Origin of the sequence: Acinetobacter sp. MD2 (assembly GCF_035615575.1) — a bacterium.
Lineage (GTDB): Bacteria > Pseudomonadota > Gammaproteobacteria > Pseudomonadales > Moraxellaceae > Acinetobacter.
On record NZ_VTDK01000001.1, the window covers coordinates 660,970 to 681,533 of the forward strand.

Sequence of the window (20,564 nt, forward strand, 5' to 3'; positions counted from 1 at the left end):
CATGTTGCAAAAAGTACTCATTGCAAACCGTGGTGAAATCGCCCTGCGTATCACACGTGCTTGCAAAGCCTTAGGCATTAAAACCGTTGGCGTTTATTCAAGTGCCGACAAAGACTTAATGCATTTGCGTTTTGTTGATGAAGCTGTATGTATTGGTCCGGGTGCAACTAGCGAAAGCTACTTAAATATTCCTGCGTTATTGACTGCTGCTGAAATTACAGGTGCGGACGCCATTCATCCTGGTTATGGCTTTTTGTCTGAAAATGCTGAATTTGCCGAAATGGTTGAAAGTTCAGGTTATATTTTCATTGGTCCACGTCCTGAACACATTCGCTTAATGGGGAACAAAGTTTCTGCAATTACAGCGATGCGTAAAGCAGGTGTACCGACTGTTCCTGGTTCTCAGCACGCAGTAACGCCTGCCAATGCAAAAGAAGAAGCTGCCAAAATCGGCTTTCCTTTAATTGTAAAAGCAGCGTCTGGTGGTGGTGGTCGTGGTATGCGTATTGTAGAACGCATCGACACATTGTTAGAGTCTGTACAAGCAGCACAACGTGATGCTGAAATGTGGTTTGGCGATGACACGGTTTATATGGAACGTTTCCTACAAAAACCACGTCACGTTGAAGTACAAATACTTGCCGATGGTAATGGTCATGCCGTTCATTTATATGATCGCGATTGCTCGTTACAACGTCGTCATCAAAAAGTACTTGAAGAAGCGCCTGCACCAGATTTACCAGAACAAGCGCGTGCTGATATTTTAGAAGCCTGTGTGCATGCATGTAAACTGATGCAGTACCGTGGTGCAGGAACTTTTGAGTTCTTGTTTGAAGATGGCGAATTCTTCTTTATTGAGATGAATACGCGTGTTCAAGTTGAACATCCTGTAACTGAAATGGTGACAGGTATCGACATTATTGAACAACAATTGCGTATTGCCGCAGGTTTAGGTTTAAACCTTGAGCAAAATGATATTGAAGTTCGTGGTCATGCTATTGAATGTCGTATCAATGCGGAAGATCCAACTACATTTATGCCATCTCCAGGTAAAATCGAGAACTTTTATGCACCAGGTGGTGCAGGAATTCGTTTAGATTCTCATATTTATGAAGGATATAGTATCCCACCATATTATGACTCGATGATTGCAAAATTGATTGCACATGGTAAAGACCGTCAAACGTCAATTGCACGCATGAAACAAGCACTCGACGAGATGATCCTAACCGGTGTTAAAACCAATATTCCACTACATAAAGATTTAATTTTACAAGATAAATCTTTTTGTGATACCGCAATGGACATTCATTATTTAGAAAAACATTTGCTTAAACAACTTGAAGCAAATCAAGAGAAAAAAGAAGAGAAATCTGCTTAATTTTCTAACTTTTCAAACAAAAAGAAGCGATAAATTCGCTTCTTTTTTGTTTTAAAACTTCATCTAAATATTTAAAAGTTTTGTTGCTTGTCAGTTTACATTGACACTAGCAATGGTCATTACTTGGTTTCTAGGCGGTTGCTTAGCATCAAATTTCTCTGCAACTTCAATCAAATATTCACCTGCTGCTGGAAATTGAATAGTTGCACGACCAAGTGTATCGACCTGCACTGCAATGGCTTGTTTATCGGTCATGCCTTTTTTACGAAGATGCACCTCAGCATTGGTAAATGCTTGCTTATCTTTGCTTAGGCTTAAAACCAAAGCTTGGTTATGCGTCAATTGATTAGGATGAATCGAAAAATTCAGCACAATGGGGGTTAATGCAATTTGTGGCGTAGATATTTTGTCTTTTGTCACATAGCTCACAACCGACCATTCACGGGTAATATTGGTCGTTTTCGGCTCGGTTTTGAAATCAGCAGGAATATAAAAATCGCGCTGTGCTTTTGGCGGAACTCGATTGGCATCGGCTTTAAAATATAAATGCCACGCTTTATTCACGTTAACGTAATTGAATGGAAAGCTGGCTTTGGTTTGCAGTGTGTATGTCCCTGCTTGTTTTAGCTCTAAATCAAAAACTGTGGTCGCTTTACTGTTTGAAACGGCGTCTAATTGTAGTTTCTCATTGTTGGGCAAAAGCACCTCTAGTTGGTTATTTTTTAATGCAAATTCGCTTTGTAACGCTTCTTCTGCATATCCAGCTAAAACAGGCACTTGCGTGCTTTGGGTAACATAGGCCAGCGGTGCAATATAAGGCTCGTGTGCAACTGCATAACCACTGACGAACAACATAAGATATAAGTATTTTTTCATTTTAATAAGAAGATTTAAAATTGGAGCTCCACATTAATATAGAATGAGAATCATTACAATTAAATTCATCTCCGCATTAATCCAAAAAGAAAACCGATCAAAAGATCGGTTTCAATGAAAGATGCAAGATAATTTAAATGGCAATGACTTTCACTAAAATTGTTTGAGATTCTTCATCTTCATCAAACATTTGCTTGCGGCTTAGCTCTTTAGATTTTACTTTAAACTCTAAATTTTGAAATTGAATGGTTTTTGGCAAACGGTCAAAATAGTCACCTGTTTCATCAAGTTGTTCTTCAAATAATGGGCGACCCAATTGGTAATCCTTACTTTTTATCACGATATATTTCACAATCGTTTTCATTTTCCACACACCTTTTTAAACACACTTTATTTTTAGTTTTATCAAGTTTCGACATATTTTTCTAATCAAAAATGTTAATTTCGATTAAAAACACAACAAATACTTTATTCTGATGTCTTGTTGTATAAAATACAGACCATAAAAAGCCAATTGAACAGCAAAGTATTCAATCGGCAGATCAAGCATAATTTTTAAGGTGCAATTGGTGCGAATGGTGCCACTACATCTGCATTTTGTGCACGATGGCGCATGAAGTGATCTAGCAATACAATTGCCAACATCGCTTCTGCAATCGGTGTCGCACGCACACCAACACATGGGTCGTGACGACCTTTGGTGAACATCTCAGTATCTTCACGGTTCAGATTAATGGTTTTACCTAAAGTCGTGATACTTGCAGTTGGTTTTAACGCAATTGCAACACGAATGGTTTGACCACTTGAAATACCACCTAAAATACCACCCGCATGGTTGGCTAAAAAGCCGTTCGTACTAAGTTCATCGCGGGTTTCATGACCAAATTGTCCTGCAACCGCAAAACCATCGCCAATTTCAACCCCTTTAACTGCATTGATTCCCATCATGGCATGAGCAATATCTGCATCTAAGCGATCAAAAACTGGTTCGCCCCAACCTACAGGTACATTTTCAGCCAAAATCTCAAGCTTTGCACCGCAACTTGTCCCTTGCTCACGCAATGATGTCACCAATTGCTCAAACCGTGGTACCGCATTGGCATCGCCACAAAAGAATGGATTATTGGGTACTTCATTCCAATCTAATTTTTCTGCAACTTCAGAACCAATTTGGGTGACATGTCCACGCACTACAACACCAAACTTCTCAGCCAAGTATTTCTTCGCAATTGCACCCGCCGCCACGCGCATTGCTGTTTCCCGTGCACTTGAACGCCCACCGCCACGATAATCACGGAAACCGTATTTTTGCGTATAGGTATAATCTGCATGCCCCGGACGGAAAGTTTGCGCAACATTACCATAATCTTTCGACTTTTGGTCGGTATTACGAATTAGCAAACCAATCGGTGTACCTGTCGTTTTGCCTTCAAATACACCTGAAATAATTTCAACTTGGTCAGGTTCTTTACGCTGTGTTGCAAATTTAGATGTTCCAGGTTTACGGCGGTCTAAATCGGCTTGTAAATCCTCCGCAGTGAGTTCAAGCCCAGGCGGCACACCATCTACAATCGCCATTAAACCTACGCCATGCGATTCGCCACAAGTCGTAACACGAAAAAGCTGACCTATACTGTTTCCTGCCATGAAAACATTCCTTATCGGTTAAGCATGAATTGAGTCTTGAAAAAGCTTTTGGTGTTTACGGCATTCTGCTGCTGTTAATGCAAAAATGCCTGAACCACCTTTTTGGAAGGTCAGCCAATGAAAGTCAACTGTATTAAAGTTTTGACGCATTGCCCATTCAGAGTTACCGACTTCAATGACAATCAAGCCATCTTCAGTTAAATAATCTGCCGCTTGTGCTAACATTTTACGTACTAAATCTAAACCATCTTGCCCTGCTGCGAGTGCAAGCTCTGGCTCATGTAAAAATTCTTCAGGCAAATCAGCCATGTCTTCAGCATCAACATAAGGCGGATTGGTTACAATTAAATCATACTGATTTTCAGCTGGAATTTTAGCAAACAAGTCCGACTCCATTAAAGCAACTTGATATTGTTTACTATGGTGTTCTGCATTAATGGCGGCAACTTCTAAAGCTTCACGCGAAATATCCGTTGCATCGACCTCAGCATCAGGAAAAGCATAAGCCAATGCAATGGCAATACAACCCGAACCCGTACACATATCTAAAATACGTTGTGGCGTTTTAGGCTCATCACACAATGGTAAGTTATTTAATGCTTCACGAATTTGTCCACTCTCGTCACGGCAATACGGCGCAAAACGTTGCTCAATGAGTTCAGCAATTGGCGAGCGTGGAATAAGCACACGTTCATCCACATAAAATGGTTTATTAAAGAAATAAGCTAAATTTAACAAATAAGACGTTGGAACACGCTCATTAATGCGTTTTTCAAGCAAGCTTAAAAATTCCGCTTTTTCGCTTGGTAATAATTTCGCATCTAAAATTTCTGCATCAGCCGACCACTCTAACGACAATGTTTGCAGCACTAAGGCTGAACTTTCAGCGAAGAAATCTTCTGTGCCTTGCCCAAGATGTGCATCGTGTTGACGTAATGCGGTGACCCCAAACCGAATAAAATCACGAATCGTTGTTAAATGTTCAGCCGCTTCATTTAAACTTTCAGGGCTAATCGTCAATCGCTCCACTCAGGACTCCACAAATTTATCTATAAAAATATGCCCCTATTCTACCCTGTTTTAGGGGCTTTTATAATGCCTGTTGCAGTGAAAGCGATTATGATCAGTGATTTTGCTAAAGACTTAGGCCAAACCAGTTTAATAAACTCTCCATATTAATGAGAATAACGCAATACTCGCCACAACACGGTAAATATGGTCGCCAAGATTAAATACAACAAATATTCACTGATTCCTTGTGGTGGATTTTTTCTAAAATAAATCACAACTATCACAAAAACGATAAAAACCAGTAAACTTTTCATCTCAGTCCTAATTTATAGACTGGGTAGCATGCCTACATAGCGATATAACCCATGTGCACCCAAATCTTGCTTAAATACAATTAAATCAGGTGCATCGGCTGTTTCAATTTCCGTAAAAACATTCAGTTCTTGGTCATGAATCTCATCAACTGAATGTTTCAATTTTACTTCAAAGGCATCTGCAATAAACTCAAACCCTAAGTCTAAGGCAATAAATGCGGTGTGTTCACATGGCTGCAAATATTGCTCTTGTTCCCAATTGATAATCTCGTGTTGGCAAAATACACATGCGATATTTTTGTGATCAATCGCTAATTCCATCATCTGTTTCATCTTGGCTTTATCTTAAACATCATCTTGCTTATATTAAAACAATTCCTACGAAATAGCATTTTCAATTCTGTGGGCAATATCCTAAAATTTTAAAATAACAATTGTGCCCATGTTTTAATTGGAGCAAAAATGGCAACACTCGAACAAGCAATTATTTTTGCCACACAAAAGCACGCTGGGCAAGTCGATAAAGCAGGACAGCCTTATATTTTGCATCCTTTAAGAGTCATGCTAAATATGCACACACTAGAACAAAAAATTGTTGCCGTTTTACATGATGTTCTTGAGGATAGCGATGCCACAGCTACCGACTTAATCGCCTTAGGCTTTTCGAATCAGATTATTCACGCCATTGAAACACTTACCCGAAAAACAGATGAAAGCCGGATAGATGCAGCTCATCGGGCATGCAAAAATCAATTAGCCTGTGCGGTAAAACTTGCCGATGTAACTGATAATATGAATTTAAAACGGATTCCAACACCAACAGAACGCGACTACTCCCGTTTAAAAGAATATCAACAAGTACAGAAAATTTTATTACAGCAATTTTGAATATTAAAATAAATTCAGTTAACATCTGATTTGGAAAAAAGACACCACCTTTACCCCCATGAGTCAAGTGAAGAGCCATTATGCTGAGTGATTTGGATGATTTTTATTGTTTTGCGCTTGTGGTCGAGCATGGCGGATTTAGTGCAGCCGAACGCGCAACTGATATTCCAAAATCTAAGCTCAGCCGCCGAGTATATAACTTAGAAGAACATTTAGGTGTTCGACTCATTCAACGTAGCTCGCGGCACTTTGCAGTCACTGAAATTGGTATGAATATTTATCGCCATGCTCAGGTAATGATGAATGCAGCTCAAGCAGCACATGATCTAGTCGATCATTTAAGCGTTGAACCTCGTGGAATTATTAAAGTTGCCATTCCCGTTTCGGTTGCGCAAAATGAATTTCCAAAGCTTATTCCTGCTTTTTTAAAACGCTATCCTGAAATTCGCCTGCAACTTTTAGTCAGTAATCGACGCGTTGATGTGATTAATGAAGGAATTGATATTGCTTTACGCGTTCGCTCGACCATCGATGATGATCCGAGTCTGATTGTGCGCCAATTTGAACGAATTGAGCAGCATTTATTTGCTAGTCAGGCCTATTTAAATGAATATGGTCAAGTCGATGACCCGAAACAATTAGTACAACATCGCATATTGAGTATGGCCGATGCACATGTTGACCAAAATTTGGTTTTAAACAATGCCAATGCTGAAACAATGAAGCTTCGAATCAATCCTGTAGTCATGGGTTCAGACTTAATTATGCTCATGCAATTGGCAAAACAAGGTTCAGGTATTGCATTATTGCCCGACTCAATTGCTGCCGATGGCTTAAAAAGTGGTGAACTGGTTCCAGTATTACCTGAATGGAAAGCACCCCATGGCATTTTGCATGCCGTGTATCCAACGCGACAAGGCATACTACCTGCGGTACGGGTTTTCATTGACTATTTAGTTGAATATTTCGCAAAACAAAATGGAAATTAAGCATACTTATGGTTTATGCGTACAAAGGTATGAGCTTTCTGATTCAATTGATCATCTAAAATTAATGAAACCGTCAAATAATCGATTACTTGTGTTGTAAGATCAACGTAACCATCAGAACCGTCACGCCTATTGCTAGTTACTGTAAATGCTGACGATGTTTTTGTCACAATTGCAACAGATATGAGTCACTCTACTCGGCTGATGCAAAGTTGTAGCCAAAAAATAAGCGATCAAAAGATCGCTTTATTTCTTAACAATGAATGTAACCAAGTAGCTTAATCGCCAATATAGCCTTTTAATTTTAAGCGTGCCGCATGTAACAATGGTTCGGTATAACCCGATGGCTGTTCCGCACCTTTAAAAATAAGGTCAGATGCTGCTTGGAAAGCATAACCATCAAAATTTGGTGCCATTGGTATATATTCAACATCATGCGCATTTTGTTGATCAACAATCGCTGCCATGCGTTTGAGTACTTCTTCAACTTGAGCTTTAGTCACAATATTATGGCGCAACCAGTTTGCCACATGTTGTGAGGAAATTCGTAGCGTTGCACGATCTTCCATTAAACCAACATTATGGATATCGGGTACTTTTGAACAGCCCACACCCAAATCAACCCAACGCACCACATAACCCAAAATTCCCTGACAATTATTTTCAAGTTCTTGAGTGATTTCAGCCTCCGACCAATTGGTTTCTGCCGCAAGCGGTGGCGTTAATAAGTCATCTAACGGCAACATTTTTTCCGTTAGAATTTCTTGTTGGCGCTTATGTACATTGCATTGATGATAATGAATTGCATGAATCACCGCACCCGATGGCGAAGGTACCCATGCACAACTTGCGCCTGCTTGTGGATGTTCAATTTTGGTTTTATACATATCAAGGAGCATATCCGGCTTTGGCCACATGCCTTTACCAATTTGCGCTTTACCACTTAAACCACAGGCTAAACCAATTCCAACATTACGGTTTTCATACGCTGCAAACCATTTTTGGTTCTTCACCTCAGTTTTACGCACCATTGGCCCAGCTTCCATAAAGGTATGAATTTCATCACCTGTACGATCCATAAAGCCTGTATTAATAAAAATGGTACGATCTTTAGCCTGTGCAATTGAAGCTTTTAAATTGACAGATGTACGACGCTCTTCATCCATAATCCCAATTTTGATACTTTTTTCAGGCAAACCAATCAGCTGCTCTGCATGCTCGAAGAGTTCAACAGCAAATGCCACTTCTTCAGGCCCATGCATTTTCGGCTTTACAACATACATTGAGCCTGTACGCGAATTTTGAATTTGGTTCTGACCCAAAATATCAACTTTCGACAATAATGGCGTGATCAAAGCATCCATAATGCCTTCAAATATTTCCTCACCATCGACTAAAATAGCAGGATTGGTCATTAGATGCCCAACATTACGCAATAACATGAGTGAACGCCCATGCACACGCGTTTCTCCACCAGTTAAGTTGGTGTAGGTTTTATCTGCATTTAACGTCCGTTTAACCGTTTTACCCCCTTTTTCAAAGGAATCTTCTAAAGTACCCTGCATTAAACCTAACCAATTACGGTAGCCTTCAACTTTTTCTTCAGCATCTACCGCTGCAACAGAATCTTCCAAATCTTGAATAGTGGTTACCGCAGCCTCTAAAACTAAATCTTTAACACCTGCTAAGTCGGTTTGACCAATTGGACTTGTCGCATCAATTTGAATAATGACATGCAGACCATTGCTTTTTAAAACAATTTCTTTTGGCTGCTGTGGATCACCATTGTAACCAACAAAATATGCTGTAGTTGCAAGAGCGCTTTTTTCACCACTTCCCAGCTCAGCTACCAGTTGATGATTTTCAACATAATATGATTTTACTTCGGCATGTGAACCTTGTGTGAGCACAAAATTTTCATCCAAGAACGCTTTTGCAAAAGCGACAACTTTTGCCCCACGCACAGGATTATAGACTCTAGCTTTTTCCGCACCATTCTCTTCGGAAATCACATCAAAACCATATAAGGCGTCGTACAACGACCCCCAACGTGCATTGGCAGCATTCAGGCTATAACGAGGATTACGCACAGGTACAACCAATTGTGGCCCTGCAATTAATGCAATCTCGCTATCAACATTTTCCGTGCTAATTTGAAAGTCATCACCTTCTGGCAATAAATAACCAATTTCAATTAAAAAGGCTTTATAAGCGGTTAATTCAAATTCATTTTCACGATGCCAAGCATCAATTTTAGCTTGTAAGTCATCACGCTTGGCTAAAAGTGCTTTATTTTTTGGGCTAAGTGCCACAACGACCTTTTCAAAACCTGCCCAGTACTGCTCACTCTCTAAACCTGAATTTGGCAGTGCTTCATGTTCAATAAAATCATATAGTTCTTTCGCGATGGCTAATTTGCCTTTTTGAATACGTGTCGTCATTATCTTTCCTAATCGCACTTTTATAACTCAAAAGAAAATGAAGTTTGATGAATTACGATTCATCAGATCTATTTTCTAACCCTTTGATAACCATGCTAAATGTATACCAAACCTTTTAAAAATGAGTATTTATTAATCACCACTTATAAAAATAAAACATATTTCTTAAAAGATCATATTAAGACTCTATGACAGTTTATAAGTTTTGACTAGTCTCGAAATTAGACCAAAGTGAACAGGACAAAAAATGACTCAAGCGTCTACTTTTAAATGAATTATAAGGTATTAATACATATAAATTTTTTTATTTTCTTTGGCAATTAAATTGCACATCACCATTTAAATTGTACGTTATTTTCCCACTAAATGATTGATATTACGTACCAGATCAACAATCAACATTAGACCTCTTACATGATTTTTTCGGTTCTTTGTATTTTAAGCATACATGCAAGAAGTCATAAATGATTAAGACTAGCCATTAAACAGCTGTTTGTTCAACTTGGCGATGTGCTGCATTTAAATAGTCATCCGATTGCATTTCAAGCAAACGTGAACGAGTACGCTCAATCTCAAAAGCCAGCTTTTCACCCTGATAAATATCAATAATCGAGTCTTGTGAAGTGAGCAGTAATTTCACTCCACGATCATAAAACTCATCGACTAAATAAATAAAACGTCGTGTTGCATCATTAATTTGGTCGGTCAAATGTGGAATATTACCAATTAATACAGTTTGATAGGTATTGGCCATTTCAATAAAGTCGGCAGGGCTACGCGGTTTTAAGCAGAGCTCTTTAAAGTCACACCACAATACATCCACGCTATGTCCTAAATTCTCAACTTGACGATGATTCACCTCAATTGCATCTTTAGAAACTTGCTGTCCATGCGTCAGTGCATCAAATCGCTCGGCAAGCCAAATGTCGTTTTGTGCCGATAGCGGATACTTAAACAGCTGTGCCTGCTTTAATACGCGCAAACGATAATCCACACCTGCATCGACATTCAATACTTCACAAAATTGTTTAACCATTTCAATGGTTGGTAAAAAACGGTCACGATGAATCCCATTCTTATATAAACCGTCAGGTGCAATATTTGAGGTCGCCACCAACGTAATACCACGATTAAAAAGCTTTTGAAATAAATCACTTAAAATCATGGCATCGGTCACGTTCGAAACAAAAAATTCATCAAAACAAATCACCACGGCTTTTTTATAAATCAAATCAGCCACCGTATCGAGTGGATTTTGCTGACCTGATAATTTATTTAATTCTTTGTGTACAAACTGCATAAAATGATGAAAATGCATCCGCATTTTTCTTGGAAATGGAATAGAATCAAAAAATTGATCCATCAACCATGTTTTTCCTCGCCCGACACCACCCCACATATATACACCACGCGGACTACTTTGTTTGCGAAATCTTGCAAAAAATGACTGTGCTGCTTTGTGCTGATCGTTCAATTGCTGCCATGTCCGCTGTAATTCGGCAACGGCTTGCGCCTGTGCATCATCGGCAATAAAATGTCCTGAAGCAATGGCGTGTTCATAACGCTTTGCAGGCGATAAGTCAGTTAAATTGGTCATATTTTGCATCTATCATTTAAAATAGTGGTGAAAGGTGAATCATCCAATTTGATTCTTTTATGAAGCATGTTTTTATCCTAGCACATTCCATGTTGTTGGCATCCGTGAATATATCACTTTATTCTTTGCCAAAATCCTTAAGTCATTCAAACTACAAACGTCTACATGTGTGCTTGAATGCACTGCCTATGCAATGCATTCAACAAATTTTTAAGCTAATGTTGCCAAAATATCGTGTAAAGTTTGAGATGGATTTTGCGACTGCGTAATTGGGCGACCAATCACTAAATGGGTTGCGCCATCAAGCATCGCTTGTTTTGGTGTCACAATTCGTTTTTGGTCATCCGCATTGGCACCAACTGGACGAATACCAGGTGTAACTAAAGCAAAATCTTGCCCCAACTCTTGACGCAAAAATTTTGCTTCTTGTGCCGAACAGACCACACCATCTAAACCAGAATCTTGGGTTAACTTGGCTAAGCGGCGCACATGTTCAGCAGGGTCAATATCTAAACCAATATCACGTAAATCTTCACGCCCCATTGAAGTCAGTACAGTAACAGCGATCAACTGAGTTTGATAATTACCCAATTTTAAACGCTCAACACAGGTCTCCATCATTTTACGACCGCCTGATGCATGCACGTTCACCATCCACACACCTAAATCAGCAGCAGCACATACTGCTTGCGCTGTGGTATTTGGAATATCGTGAAATTTTAAATCTAAAAACAATTCAAAACCACGATCTTGTAAAATTCTTACAGTTTGCGGACCATCGTGAGTAAAAAGTTCTTTGCCAACCTTGACGCGGCAAAGTGACGGATCTAGTTGATCTACAATTGTTAAGGCGTCGTATTGGCTTTTTGCGTCTAGGGCAACAATAATACTCACAAATCTAGTTCCATCACATAAAAATTGGCTAATTATAAGGTGATTCAGACAATGAACAAAGTAAGAAAATGATCATATTGCAAAAAAAGCGTTTCAAACACCATAAACTACTCTTATCTTTGCTCTGATATCAAAATAGCTCTAGTATCAGCGTCTAATGCTTCAAAAATATGTGCTTGATCAGCAGGGTAACAAATGTAATCCCCTTCGTTCAGCAAGATTGGCTCGGAGATTAAACCCACATTCGCCCTACCTTTCATGATAATGATATGTTCAACACTACCAATTGGATGAGGATGACTACAGCGCGGTTCGCCTGGTTGAGTAGTCAATATATAAACGTCTCGTCTCGCACCGGTTGGACAGTTTGCTAACAAAATTGCTTGATAATGAGCAATCTCAGATGAAACAGAAGGCCCTTCGCCAAAGCGAATCACTTGTGTTTGTGTGATATTACTTTCCATCAACTTTGCAAATGGAATATCCAAAGCCACACACAAAGCCCATAAGGTTTCTAGACTTGGATTGCCTTGGGCTGCCTCTAATTGCGACAATGTTGATTTTGCAATACCTGCTCGGCGAGCAACTTCAGCCAAGGATAACCCTGCCGTCTGTCTTTCTCTATGTAAACCTTTAGCAACAATTTCTATTGGCAACGCCATATTACACCATAAAAAACGAACGTTCGCTTTGACGAACGATATAAACTTAATCTATTATATCGTACATTCGTTTTATATAGAAAACCAAGATGCAAAATAAAGAACGATACAACTTGATTAAAGCAATCATCCTCATCTGTATTGCAACAGGAATTGTTGGCGTTTCATTAGGTTCTGTTGCAGCAAGTTTTACTGTCCCGCTATGGATTCCATTACTTCTTTCACTGACTGTACTGGCAGGTGCGGCAGAATTTACCTTTATTGGTATGATTGCAACAGGTACACACCCTATTTTCGCAGCATTAACAGGAATATTGATTAACTTGCGTCATCTTCCTTTTGGCTTATCAGTCGCAACATTTATCGACAAAAACGTATACCGATTTATTGCCTGCCATATCATGAATGATGAAAGCGTCATGTTTGGACTGAGCCAACAAGATAATCACACCAAGAAATGGGCTTATTGGATGTGCGGCGTTGGAATCTGTGCACTTTGGCCAATTGGTGTCTTTATTGGTTATCGGCTGAGTAAGAATATTCCTGATATCTATGTATTCGGTATAGATGCGGCATTTCCTGCTATTCTTTTTGCATTAATCCTTCCGATGCTAAAAAATAAAACCACACGAAATCGTATACTTTTGGGAAGTTCTCTATCTTTAGTATCAAGCCCTTTATTGCCAATTGGTTTACCTGTTTTAGTTTCCATGTTGGGTTTATTACTCAAAGGTAAAGTAAAATGAAATATAGTGAAAGTTACATTCTTATTGGAATCGCCATACTTGCCATTGGTACTTATCTTATTCGTTATTCAGGGTTATATTTAGCCAATCGGATGACGATTAAAGAGCATCACAAACAACTGCTAGCAGATTCTGCTTGTGTCTTGTTATTTACCCTCGCCCTATTCAATACGCTTTTTTCTGAAACACATTTTAGCGGAATGAGCAAAGTTATTGGGGTTTCAATTGCTATTATTTTTGCTTGGAAAAAATACTCCCTCATTGTTGTTATTTTTGTTGCTATGTTCATTACCGCATCTTTAAGATACTTCGGCATTTCTTAACACAAAAAAATAGCCCTTTGGTAAAGGGCTATTTCATTAAGTTATAACTTTTTTTCAAATTTACAACTTCATTAATATTTTAAGTTACAGTGGAGTCCGAGGCTGACTTTCAGGATTGATATCCAACACTGTTTTCTCATGTCTTACACTTGCAGCAGCTTCAGCCGCAACTGATTGCGCTACTTGAATTTGTTCTTTTCGTAGTCGATCAATTTCTTTTTGCAAGCGCTTAATTTCCCAGTGATTCTGAAATACTCGAAAAACCTGCACACCCAGCAGCAAACCAACTAACACCCCTAAAGCCAAGGTAATTAGAACGAGTAATCCCACACGCATTTCAGGTACATGTGTGAACCATAAATCAACAGACACGGGCATACCATTTAATAACACCAATGCCAATGAATAAACAAATAATACAATAAGTAAAAGAGCTAATATAAAACGCATACTGCCTCCTAATCGTAATAATTTAACGATTTAATGATTCGTTCACTGCATCACGAAGTGCTTTACCAGGTTTGAAATGTGGTACTGCTTTTGCAGCAACATCAACAGATTTTCCTGTTTTAGGATTACGCCCTACACGTGGTTCGCGGTGATGTAATGAAAAACTACCAAATCCACGAATTTCAATACGATCATCCGAAGATAAAGCAGCGATCATTTGATCCAGCATAATTTTAACTGCTTCTTCCACAAGAGGCTCTGCCAAGTGTGGGTTTTTTAAAGCAATGCGTTGTATTAAATCAGACTTATTTAAAGCTTCTATTGTAGTCATCGACGACCTCATTGATTTATAGCAATTTATCAATTATTTGATGATAACCCGTTTAAATACAAAACGGTAGCGTAATATGTTAATACTACGCTACCGCTTACAGTAATTAAATATAAAGTATCAATTAGTTACACTAATTTTCAACTTTTTATTATTACTTCATTTGCGCTTTAATCAAATCACCAATAGTTTTAGGACCATTGTCTGAATTTGTCGCTACAGTTTTCAAGTTTGCAACTGCTTCTTTCTCTTCAGCTTCGTCTTTCGCTTTGATAGACAAGTTGATAGAGCGAGATTTACGATCAACGTTGATGATTTTCGCTTCAACTTCTTGACCAACTTCTAAGAATTTAGTTGCATCTTCAACGCGGTCACGGTTGATTTCAGAAGCTTTAAGTGTTGCTTCGATGTCGTCACCTAACTTAACAGTTGCGCCTTTCGCGTCAACAGCAGTTACAGTACCTTTAACCAATGCACCACGTTCGTTCGCAGCTAAGAAATCATTGAACGGATCGCTGTTCAATTGTTTGATACCAAGACTGATACGGTTGCCTTCAGCGTCTACAGATAAGATAACTGCTTCAACAGTGTCACCTTTCTTGTAACGACGGATGGCTTCTTCACCTTGTTCGTTCCAAGAAATATCAGACAAGTGAACTAGACCGTCGATACCACCTGGTAAACCAATGAAGATACCGAAGTCAGTGATTGACTTGATTGTACCAGAAACTTTTTCGCCTTTGTCATGCGCTTTAGCAAACTCTTCCCATGGGTTAGCACGAGTTTGTTTGATACCAAGCGAAATACGACGACGTTCTTCGTCAACTTCAAGAACCATAACATCAACTTCATCACCAATCTGAACAACTTTAGATGGGTGGATGTTTTTGTTAGTGTGGTCCATTTCAGAAACGTGAACAAGACCTTCAACGCCTTCAGCGATTTCTGCGAAACAGCCGTAGTCAGTTAAGTTAGTTACACGTGCTTTAACGATAGAACCTTTAGGGTAACGGCTCATGATCGCTAACCATGGATCTTCACCAAGTTGTTTAAGACCTAATGATACACGGTTACGCTCGCGGTCAAATTTAAGCACTTTAACAGTAACTTCTTGACCCACTTCAACAACTTCTGAAGGATGCTTAATACGCTTCCAAGCCATATCTGTGATATGTAGAAGACCATCAATACCACCAAGATCAACGAACGCGCCGTAATCTGTAAGGTTCTTGATTGTACCAGTAACAGTTTGACCTTCTTCAAGTTGAGCAAGTAATGCTTCACGGTCAGCTGAAGATTCAGCTTCCATTACCGCACGACGAGATACAACAACGTTGTTACGTTTAGCATCAAGTTTAATTACTTTAAACTCTAACTCTTTACCTTCAAGGTGAGTTGTGTCACGGATAGGACGAGTGTCTACCAAAGAACCTGGAAGGAACGCACGAACTGGACCGATGTCAACAGTGAAACCGCCTTTAACCTTACCAGAAATAATACCAGTAACGATTTCGCCATCTTCAAAGATTTTTTCAAGTTTAGTCCAAGTTTCAGCACGTTTCGCTTTTTCACGTGATAAAACAGTTTGACCCATACCGTTGTCAAGCGCTTCAACAACAACGTCAACAGTATCGCCAACTTGAACTTCAAGTTCACGTTGGTCATTTAAGAATTCAGCACGGTCAACAACGCCTTCAGATTTAAGGCCAGTGTCAACAGTAACCCAGTCAGAATCGATGTTAACAACAACACCTTGGATGACTGCACCCTTTTCAACGTTTAAGTTTAATTCGCTTTCTTCAAAGAGGGCTGCAAAAGATTCGGTCATGATATACCTGATAAAGTCAGCGGTCTTGGATCAGACAAGGCCGGTTTAATTAAGCATTTGCATCGTCTTTTTAATCTGATCAAGCGATACAAAAGCTGTAAAAATCTAGGTTATGCTAATTTCGAGTCGATATACTGAATCATCATTTCAAAGACTTGTTCGATATTAAGCAAAGAGCTATCAATCAAAAAAGCATCTTCAGCAGGTTTCAGTGGCGCAACGGATCGCTCCATATCGCGCCGATCTCGATCTTCAATATTTGCTAAAATGGCATCTATTTTAGCATCTAGCCCCATAGCCTGCAACTGTTTTACGCGTCGCTCTGCCCGCGACTGTGCTGAAGCCGTTAAATAAATTTTTGCAATTGCCTCTTTAAATACAACCGTACCCATATCACGCCCATCTGCAATTAAACCTGGAGCTTGGGCAAAATCATGTTGTCTTTGCAACAGTGCAGTTCTTAATTCTGGAATTGCTGCAACTTTAGATGCACATGCGCCAATTTCTTCACTACGAATCACCAAAGTAACATCTTGGCCTTCTAGCAGAATTTGAATACCTTCATTTGGATTAGCAATAAATTGAATGTCAAGCTGACGAGCAATTTCAACACAGTCAGTCATTTTTTCATCTAACTGGTTCAATAAATTTTTATTTCTTAAAGATAAGCCTAATAGGCGATACAATGCACCAGAATCTAATAAATGATAACCATAGTGCTGTGCAACTTTGGCAGCTAAAGTTCCTTTACCAGAGCCGCTTGGGCCGTCAATTGTAATGACATGTATATGCATAAATAATCCAAGCTTCGCTTTTCGACTATGATGTCTAATAAAATTGACTGTAGTCTGCCTGCTAAGGACAATAAATTCAATGGACTTTGTTCATATATCTCAAAATACCCTTCCTCGAATGATTGACGGTTTTGTTGCACAAAGCAAAATATACCAAATGTAATGTCAAGTAAAATAAGATACTACCCAAATGGCGTATGTCGCCATGAACCACCAGTAAGATTCCATCCCGTTTTTTGTGCATTTCTAAATGGCGTATGTCGCCATGAACGCCTTTCTTCTCATAATCCCTGCGACGTTCTATTTCTAAATGGCGTATGTCGCCATGAACTTAGACCCTCGGTTGTATTTGGCATTGGTATATTTCTAAATGGCGTATGTCGCCATGAACCAGGAAAGAATAGTTTTTACATGATTGTGCAATTTCTAAATGGCGTATGTCGCCATGAACTTCTTTACACTGAAAACAATGTTCCTCAAACATTTCTAAATGGCGTATGTCGCCATGAACTTCTTAAAAAAGGTTTAAAAGGTTACTCTATATTTCTAAATGGCGTATGTCGCCATGAACTTGGTGTTTTTAGATATGTTTAGGCGTGTTTATTTCTAAATGGCGTATGTCGCCATGAACCCGAACTTGTCATCTAAAAAAACGTGGAACATTTTCTAAATGGCGTATGTCGCCATGAACCAATGCAGTAACCCTGCCAACCACACGTAACTTTTCTAAATGGCGTATGTCGCCATGAACAATCTAATTAAAGACTAAGGCTTGATGGTGTTTTTCTAAATGGCGTATGTCGCCATGAACCTGTCATTGCTTTAAGTCTATTAGTGAAGTCATTTCTAAATGGCGTATGTCGCCATGAACTTGCACCTGTATTTTTAGCAGTTTGTCTATACATTTCTAAATGGCGTATGTCGCCATGAACCGGATGTTAAAAGTTGCAGATCATCACATCATTTTCTAAATGGCGTATGTCGCCATGAACGCTTAGTGATAGGCTGCCCATTTTTATTGGTCATTTCTAAATGGCGTATGTCGCCATGAACAAATTATGCGCTTTTGGCGCAGACAATGACATTTTCTAAATGGCGTATGTCGCCATGAACGGCGGTTCTTTTACTGTAACCGAACTTCCTACATTTCTAAATGGCGTATGTCGCCATGAACCAAAAATTCTTAAAAGAACAAGGCTTTGTTGATTTCTAAATGGCGTATGTCGCCATGAACTTAAACAATGGCTTGTTAGATGAAGCTAGGTTTTTCTAAATGGCGTATGTCGCCATGAACTTGATGGTTCGGGGTTGCAGCCATTTAATCAATTTCTAAATGGCGTATGTCGCCATGAACTAGGCACACATCTATAGAATGAGCTGCATAGATTTCTAAATGGCGTATGTCGCCATGAACTTAACAACTCAAAGTTTTTTGAGTTTCCAACATTTCTAAATGGCGTATGTCGCCATGAACCCATTGCAGGTATGTTTAAAGATGCTCTTGACTTTCTAAATGGCGTATGTCGCCATGAACTTAGAAACTAACAAGTCATATTCAGCATCATAATTTCTAAATGGCGTATGTCGCCATGAACATCAGATGGTAATCGTGAAAAAGTCATTTCTATTTTCTAAATGGCGTATGTCGCCATGAACAGCTAGAACCAGCCGATCTGGCACAACTTGGTTTTCTAAATGGCGTATGTCGCCATGAACTTGAATTGATTTTTTCATGGCTTTTACTCGTATTTCTAAATGGCGTATGTCGCCATGAACATGGTTTTCTTTACCACATGCGTTTTTACGTGTTTCTAAATGGCGTATGTCGCCATGAACGACTGGCGACGCAGGTAACGGTATTTTTGCGCTTTCTAAATGGCGTATGTCGCCATGAACGCCCCGTTCCTGTAATTTCTTGGGTTGCGGCATTTCTAAATGGCGTATGTCGCCATGAACGCTTGGGTAGCATTTGTGGTCTTCACCTGCACTTTCTAAATGGCGTATGTCGCCATGAACGATTTGGCCGAAATGACAATTACTTTCCCGAATTTCTAAATGGCGTATGTCGCCATGAACGCTCATAAACAATGTTGTTAATTTTGCAGTACTTTCTAAATGGCGTATGTCGCCATGAACATCTTTTGCAATCGTTGCTTGATTATCTTTTATTTCTAAATGGCGTATGTCGCCATGAACAGAGCACATTCTTCATCAATCTGTTTGGCAAGTTTCTAAATGGCGTATGTCGCCATGAACGAATAATCATTAATTATATAGTTTTGATATACTTTCTAAATGGCGTATGTCGCCATGAACGATCCGAGATTCTTTTTTGCTGACTACGCCGAATTTCTAAATGGCGTATGTCGCCATGAACGGGCGCACTTTCCCAAACTCATTTCATGGTTTTTTCTAAATGGCGTATGTCGCCATGAACTTTTCGCATAATCATGCGCATCAACTTCAATTTTTCTAAATGGCGTATGTCGCCATGAACTGAAGGTTTTGAAGGTCAGCCCGCACCGCAATTTTCTAAATGGCGTATGTCGCCATGAACGCTTAAATTAGTCAGCAGGGGAGTTAAATAACTTTCTAAATGGCGTATGTCGCCATGAACCATATTCGCGTCGCATCACCCGGCTACCCAGTTTTCTAAATGGCGTATGTCGCCATGAACAGCACAAGCGAAGGTGAGAGCGTGGCGAGAATTTTCTAAATGGCGTATGTCGCCATGAACTGCTCTTTTCGGAACTAATGCAGCAGCAAATTTTTCTAAATGGCGTATGTCGCCATGAACAATGATGTTTAATGCGAGTAACCAACGCGTTATTTCTAAATGGCGTATGTCGCCATGAACACGATGAAAACCTAAGTTTTGAGGAAATTGCGTTTCTAAATGGCGTATGTCGCCATGAACAAAAATCACCGACGATGAACGCCGTCTGTTATTTTCTAAATGGCGTATGTCGCCATGAACAATTGAAACTCAAGATGCTATCTGCTAGAGTTTTTCTAAATGGCGTATGTCGCCATGAACCGTCTGCAAGGGCAATATCGCTATAGCCCGATTTTCTAAATGGCGTATGTCGCCATGAACAACAAGCCATTCCTGTTATGTCTGCCGATGGTTTTCTAAATGGCGTATGTCGCCATGAACCGGATGCTCGTTGGTTTCAAGATTACTGTTTATTTCCGCTATTATGTAGCAACCGCACAATAAATAGGGTGATTCGCCATTTAAAATAATTCCTTTACGCATAAGGAAAGAAATCATGGCTGAATCACATATCGTATCAGGATTAACTAAAAAACGTGCGGAATTGCTTGGTCAAATTGAAGCACATCAAAAAGAAATTCAACGTATCTCTGAAATGCTACTGCATGTAGATCAC

Annotated in this window: 18 protein-coding genes and 1 CRISPR repeat array; of the genes, 5 read left to right on the forward strand and 13 right to left on the reverse strand. The window is 39.4% G+C overall.

The window, feature by feature from the left end; translation table 11 throughout:
• Window position 1: 1 nt before the first annotated feature.
• On the forward strand, window positions 2-1,381 hold the full coding sequence (gene accC / locus FXN70_RS03160) for an acetyl-CoA carboxylase biotin carboxylase subunit (RefSeq protein ID WP_324646012.1): 1,380 nt from the start codon (window positions 2-4) through the stop codon (window positions 1,379-1,381).
• A 90-nt stretch (window positions 1,382-1,471) separates the two neighbouring features.
• Here the strand turns inward: accC and FXN70_RS03165 are convergent, their stop codons facing one another.
• The 5 genes from FXN70_RS03165 to FXN70_RS03185 all read right to left on the reverse strand — a co-directional run bounded on the left by FXN70_RS03165 (window position 1,472) and on the right by FXN70_RS03185 (window position 5,562).
• Window positions 1,472-2,236 carry a DUF4198 domain-containing protein gene (locus FXN70_RS03165; protein ID WP_324646013.1) on the reverse strand — a complete coding sequence of 255 codons (765 nt, stop codon included), beginning with the start codon at window positions 2,234-2,236 and terminating at the stop codon, window positions 1,472-1,474.
• A gap of 154 nt (window positions 2,237-2,390) precedes the next feature.
• Entirely contained in the window at window positions 2,391-2,621 is a 231-nt protein-coding gene (locus FXN70_RS03170) for a hypothetical protein (protein WP_324646014.1), read from the reverse strand.
• A gap of 191 nt (window positions 2,622-2,812) precedes the next feature.
• Entirely contained in the window at window positions 2,813-3,904 is a 1,092-nt protein-coding gene (aroC, locus tag FXN70_RS03175) for a chorismate synthase (protein WP_324646015.1), read from the reverse strand.
• 18 nt (window positions 3,905-3,922) lie between these two features.
• On the reverse strand, window positions 3,923-4,933 hold the full coding sequence (prmB, locus tag FXN70_RS03180) for a 50S ribosomal protein L3 N(5)-glutamine methyltransferase (RefSeq protein WP_324646016.1): 1,011 nt from the start codon (window positions 4,931-4,933) through the stop codon (window positions 3,923-3,925).
• Between the two features lie 308 nt (window positions 4,934-5,241).
• Window positions 5,242-5,562 (reverse strand): hypothetical protein, encoded by a 321-nt coding sequence (locus tag FXN70_RS03185; protein WP_324646017.1) that lies wholly within the window; start codon window positions 5,560-5,562, stop codon window positions 5,242-5,244.
• Between the two features lie 129 nt (window positions 5,563-5,691).
• Here FXN70_RS03185 and FXN70_RS03190 point away from each other — a divergent pair, with 129 nt between their 5' ends.
• Together FXN70_RS03190 and FXN70_RS03195 are read left to right on the forward strand one after the other, a co-directional pair.
• The gene (locus tag FXN70_RS03190) at window positions 5,692-6,117 is read left to right on the forward strand and encodes an HD domain-containing protein (RefSeq protein ID WP_324646018.1); all 426 of its coding nucleotides are present in this window, start codon (window positions 5,692-5,694) and stop codon (window positions 6,115-6,117) included.
• Window positions 6,118-6,197: 80 nt separating this feature from the next.
• Window positions 6,198-7,106: a LysR family transcriptional regulator gene (locus FXN70_RS03195; RefSeq protein WP_324646019.1), complete on the forward strand. Its 909-nt coding sequence runs from the start codon at window positions 6,198-6,200 to the stop codon at window positions 7,104-7,106.
• A gap of 278 nt (window positions 7,107-7,384) precedes the next feature.
• On the opposite strand, the gene FXN70_RS03200 is transcribed toward FXN70_RS03195, so the two are convergent.
• The 4 genes from FXN70_RS03200 to FXN70_RS03215 all read right to left on the reverse strand — a co-directional run bounded on the left by FXN70_RS03200 (window position 7,385) and on the right by FXN70_RS03215 (window position 12,700).
• Window positions 7,385-9,547 carry a malate synthase G gene (locus FXN70_RS03200; RefSeq protein ID WP_324646020.1) on the reverse strand — a complete coding sequence of 721 codons (2,163 nt, stop codon included), beginning with the start codon at window positions 9,545-9,547 and terminating at the stop codon, window positions 7,385-7,387.
• A gap of 481 nt (window positions 9,548-10,028) precedes the next feature.
• Complete coding sequence (gene zapE / locus FXN70_RS03205) at window positions 10,029-11,153, reverse strand: cell division protein ZapE (RefSeq protein ID WP_324646021.1); 1,125 nt, start codon at window positions 11,151-11,153, stop codon at window positions 10,029-10,031.
• A 201-nt stretch (window positions 11,154-11,354) separates the two neighbouring features.
• Entirely contained in the window at window positions 11,355-12,038 is a 684-nt protein-coding gene (gene pyrF, locus FXN70_RS03210) for an orotidine-5'-phosphate decarboxylase (RefSeq protein WP_324646022.1), read from the reverse strand.
• A gap of 113 nt (window positions 12,039-12,151) precedes the next feature.
• Complete coding sequence (locus FXN70_RS03215) at window positions 12,152-12,700, reverse strand: XRE family transcriptional regulator (protein WP_324646023.1); 549 nt, start codon at window positions 12,698-12,700, stop codon at window positions 12,152-12,154.
• An 89-nt stretch (window positions 12,701-12,789) separates the two neighbouring features.
• Between FXN70_RS03215 and FXN70_RS03220 the strand changes: the two genes are divergently transcribed.
• Window positions 12,790-13,446, forward strand: coding sequence for an AzlC family ABC transporter permease (locus FXN70_RS03220; protein ID WP_324646024.1), 657 nt, complete (start codon window positions 12,790-12,792; stop codon window positions 13,444-13,446).
• Window positions 13,443-13,769, forward strand: coding sequence for an AzlD domain-containing protein (locus FXN70_RS03225; RefSeq protein ID WP_324646025.1), 327 nt, complete (start codon window positions 13,443-13,445; stop codon window positions 13,767-13,769). The genes FXN70_RS03220 and FXN70_RS03225 overlap by 4 nt, the downstream gene beginning before the upstream one ends.
• 84 nt (window positions 13,770-13,853) lie before the next feature.
• On the opposite strand, the gene FXN70_RS03230 is transcribed toward FXN70_RS03225, so the two are convergent.
• From FXN70_RS03230 to cmk, 4 genes are all read right to left on the reverse strand, one after another.
• Window positions 13,854-14,219, reverse strand: coding sequence for a LapA family protein (locus FXN70_RS03230; RefSeq protein WP_324646026.1), 366 nt, complete (start codon window positions 14,217-14,219; stop codon window positions 13,854-13,856).
• A 22-nt stretch (window positions 14,220-14,241) separates the two neighbouring features.
• Window positions 14,242-14,550: an integration host factor subunit beta gene (locus tag FXN70_RS03235; RefSeq protein ID WP_324646027.1), complete on the reverse strand. Its 309-nt coding sequence runs from the start codon at window positions 14,548-14,550 to the stop codon at window positions 14,242-14,244.
• Between the two features lie 154 nt (window positions 14,551-14,704).
• Window positions 14,705-16,378: a 30S ribosomal protein S1 gene (gene rpsA / locus FXN70_RS03240; protein ID WP_324646028.1), complete on the reverse strand. Its 1,674-nt coding sequence runs from the start codon at window positions 16,376-16,378 to the stop codon at window positions 14,705-14,707.
• 110 nt (window positions 16,379-16,488) lie between these two features.
• Complete coding sequence (gene cmk / locus FXN70_RS03245; protein WP_324646029.1) at window positions 16,489-17,172, reverse strand: (d)CMP kinase; 684 nt, start codon at window positions 17,170-17,172, stop codon at window positions 16,489-16,491.
• Between the two features lie 183 nt (window positions 17,173-17,355).
• A CRISPR array of direct repeats spans window positions 17,356-20,329; the repeat unit is 28 nt; unit sequence TTTCTAAATGGCGTATGTCGCCATGAAC.
• The last annotated feature ends 235 nt before the right edge of the window (window positions 20,330-20,564 follow it).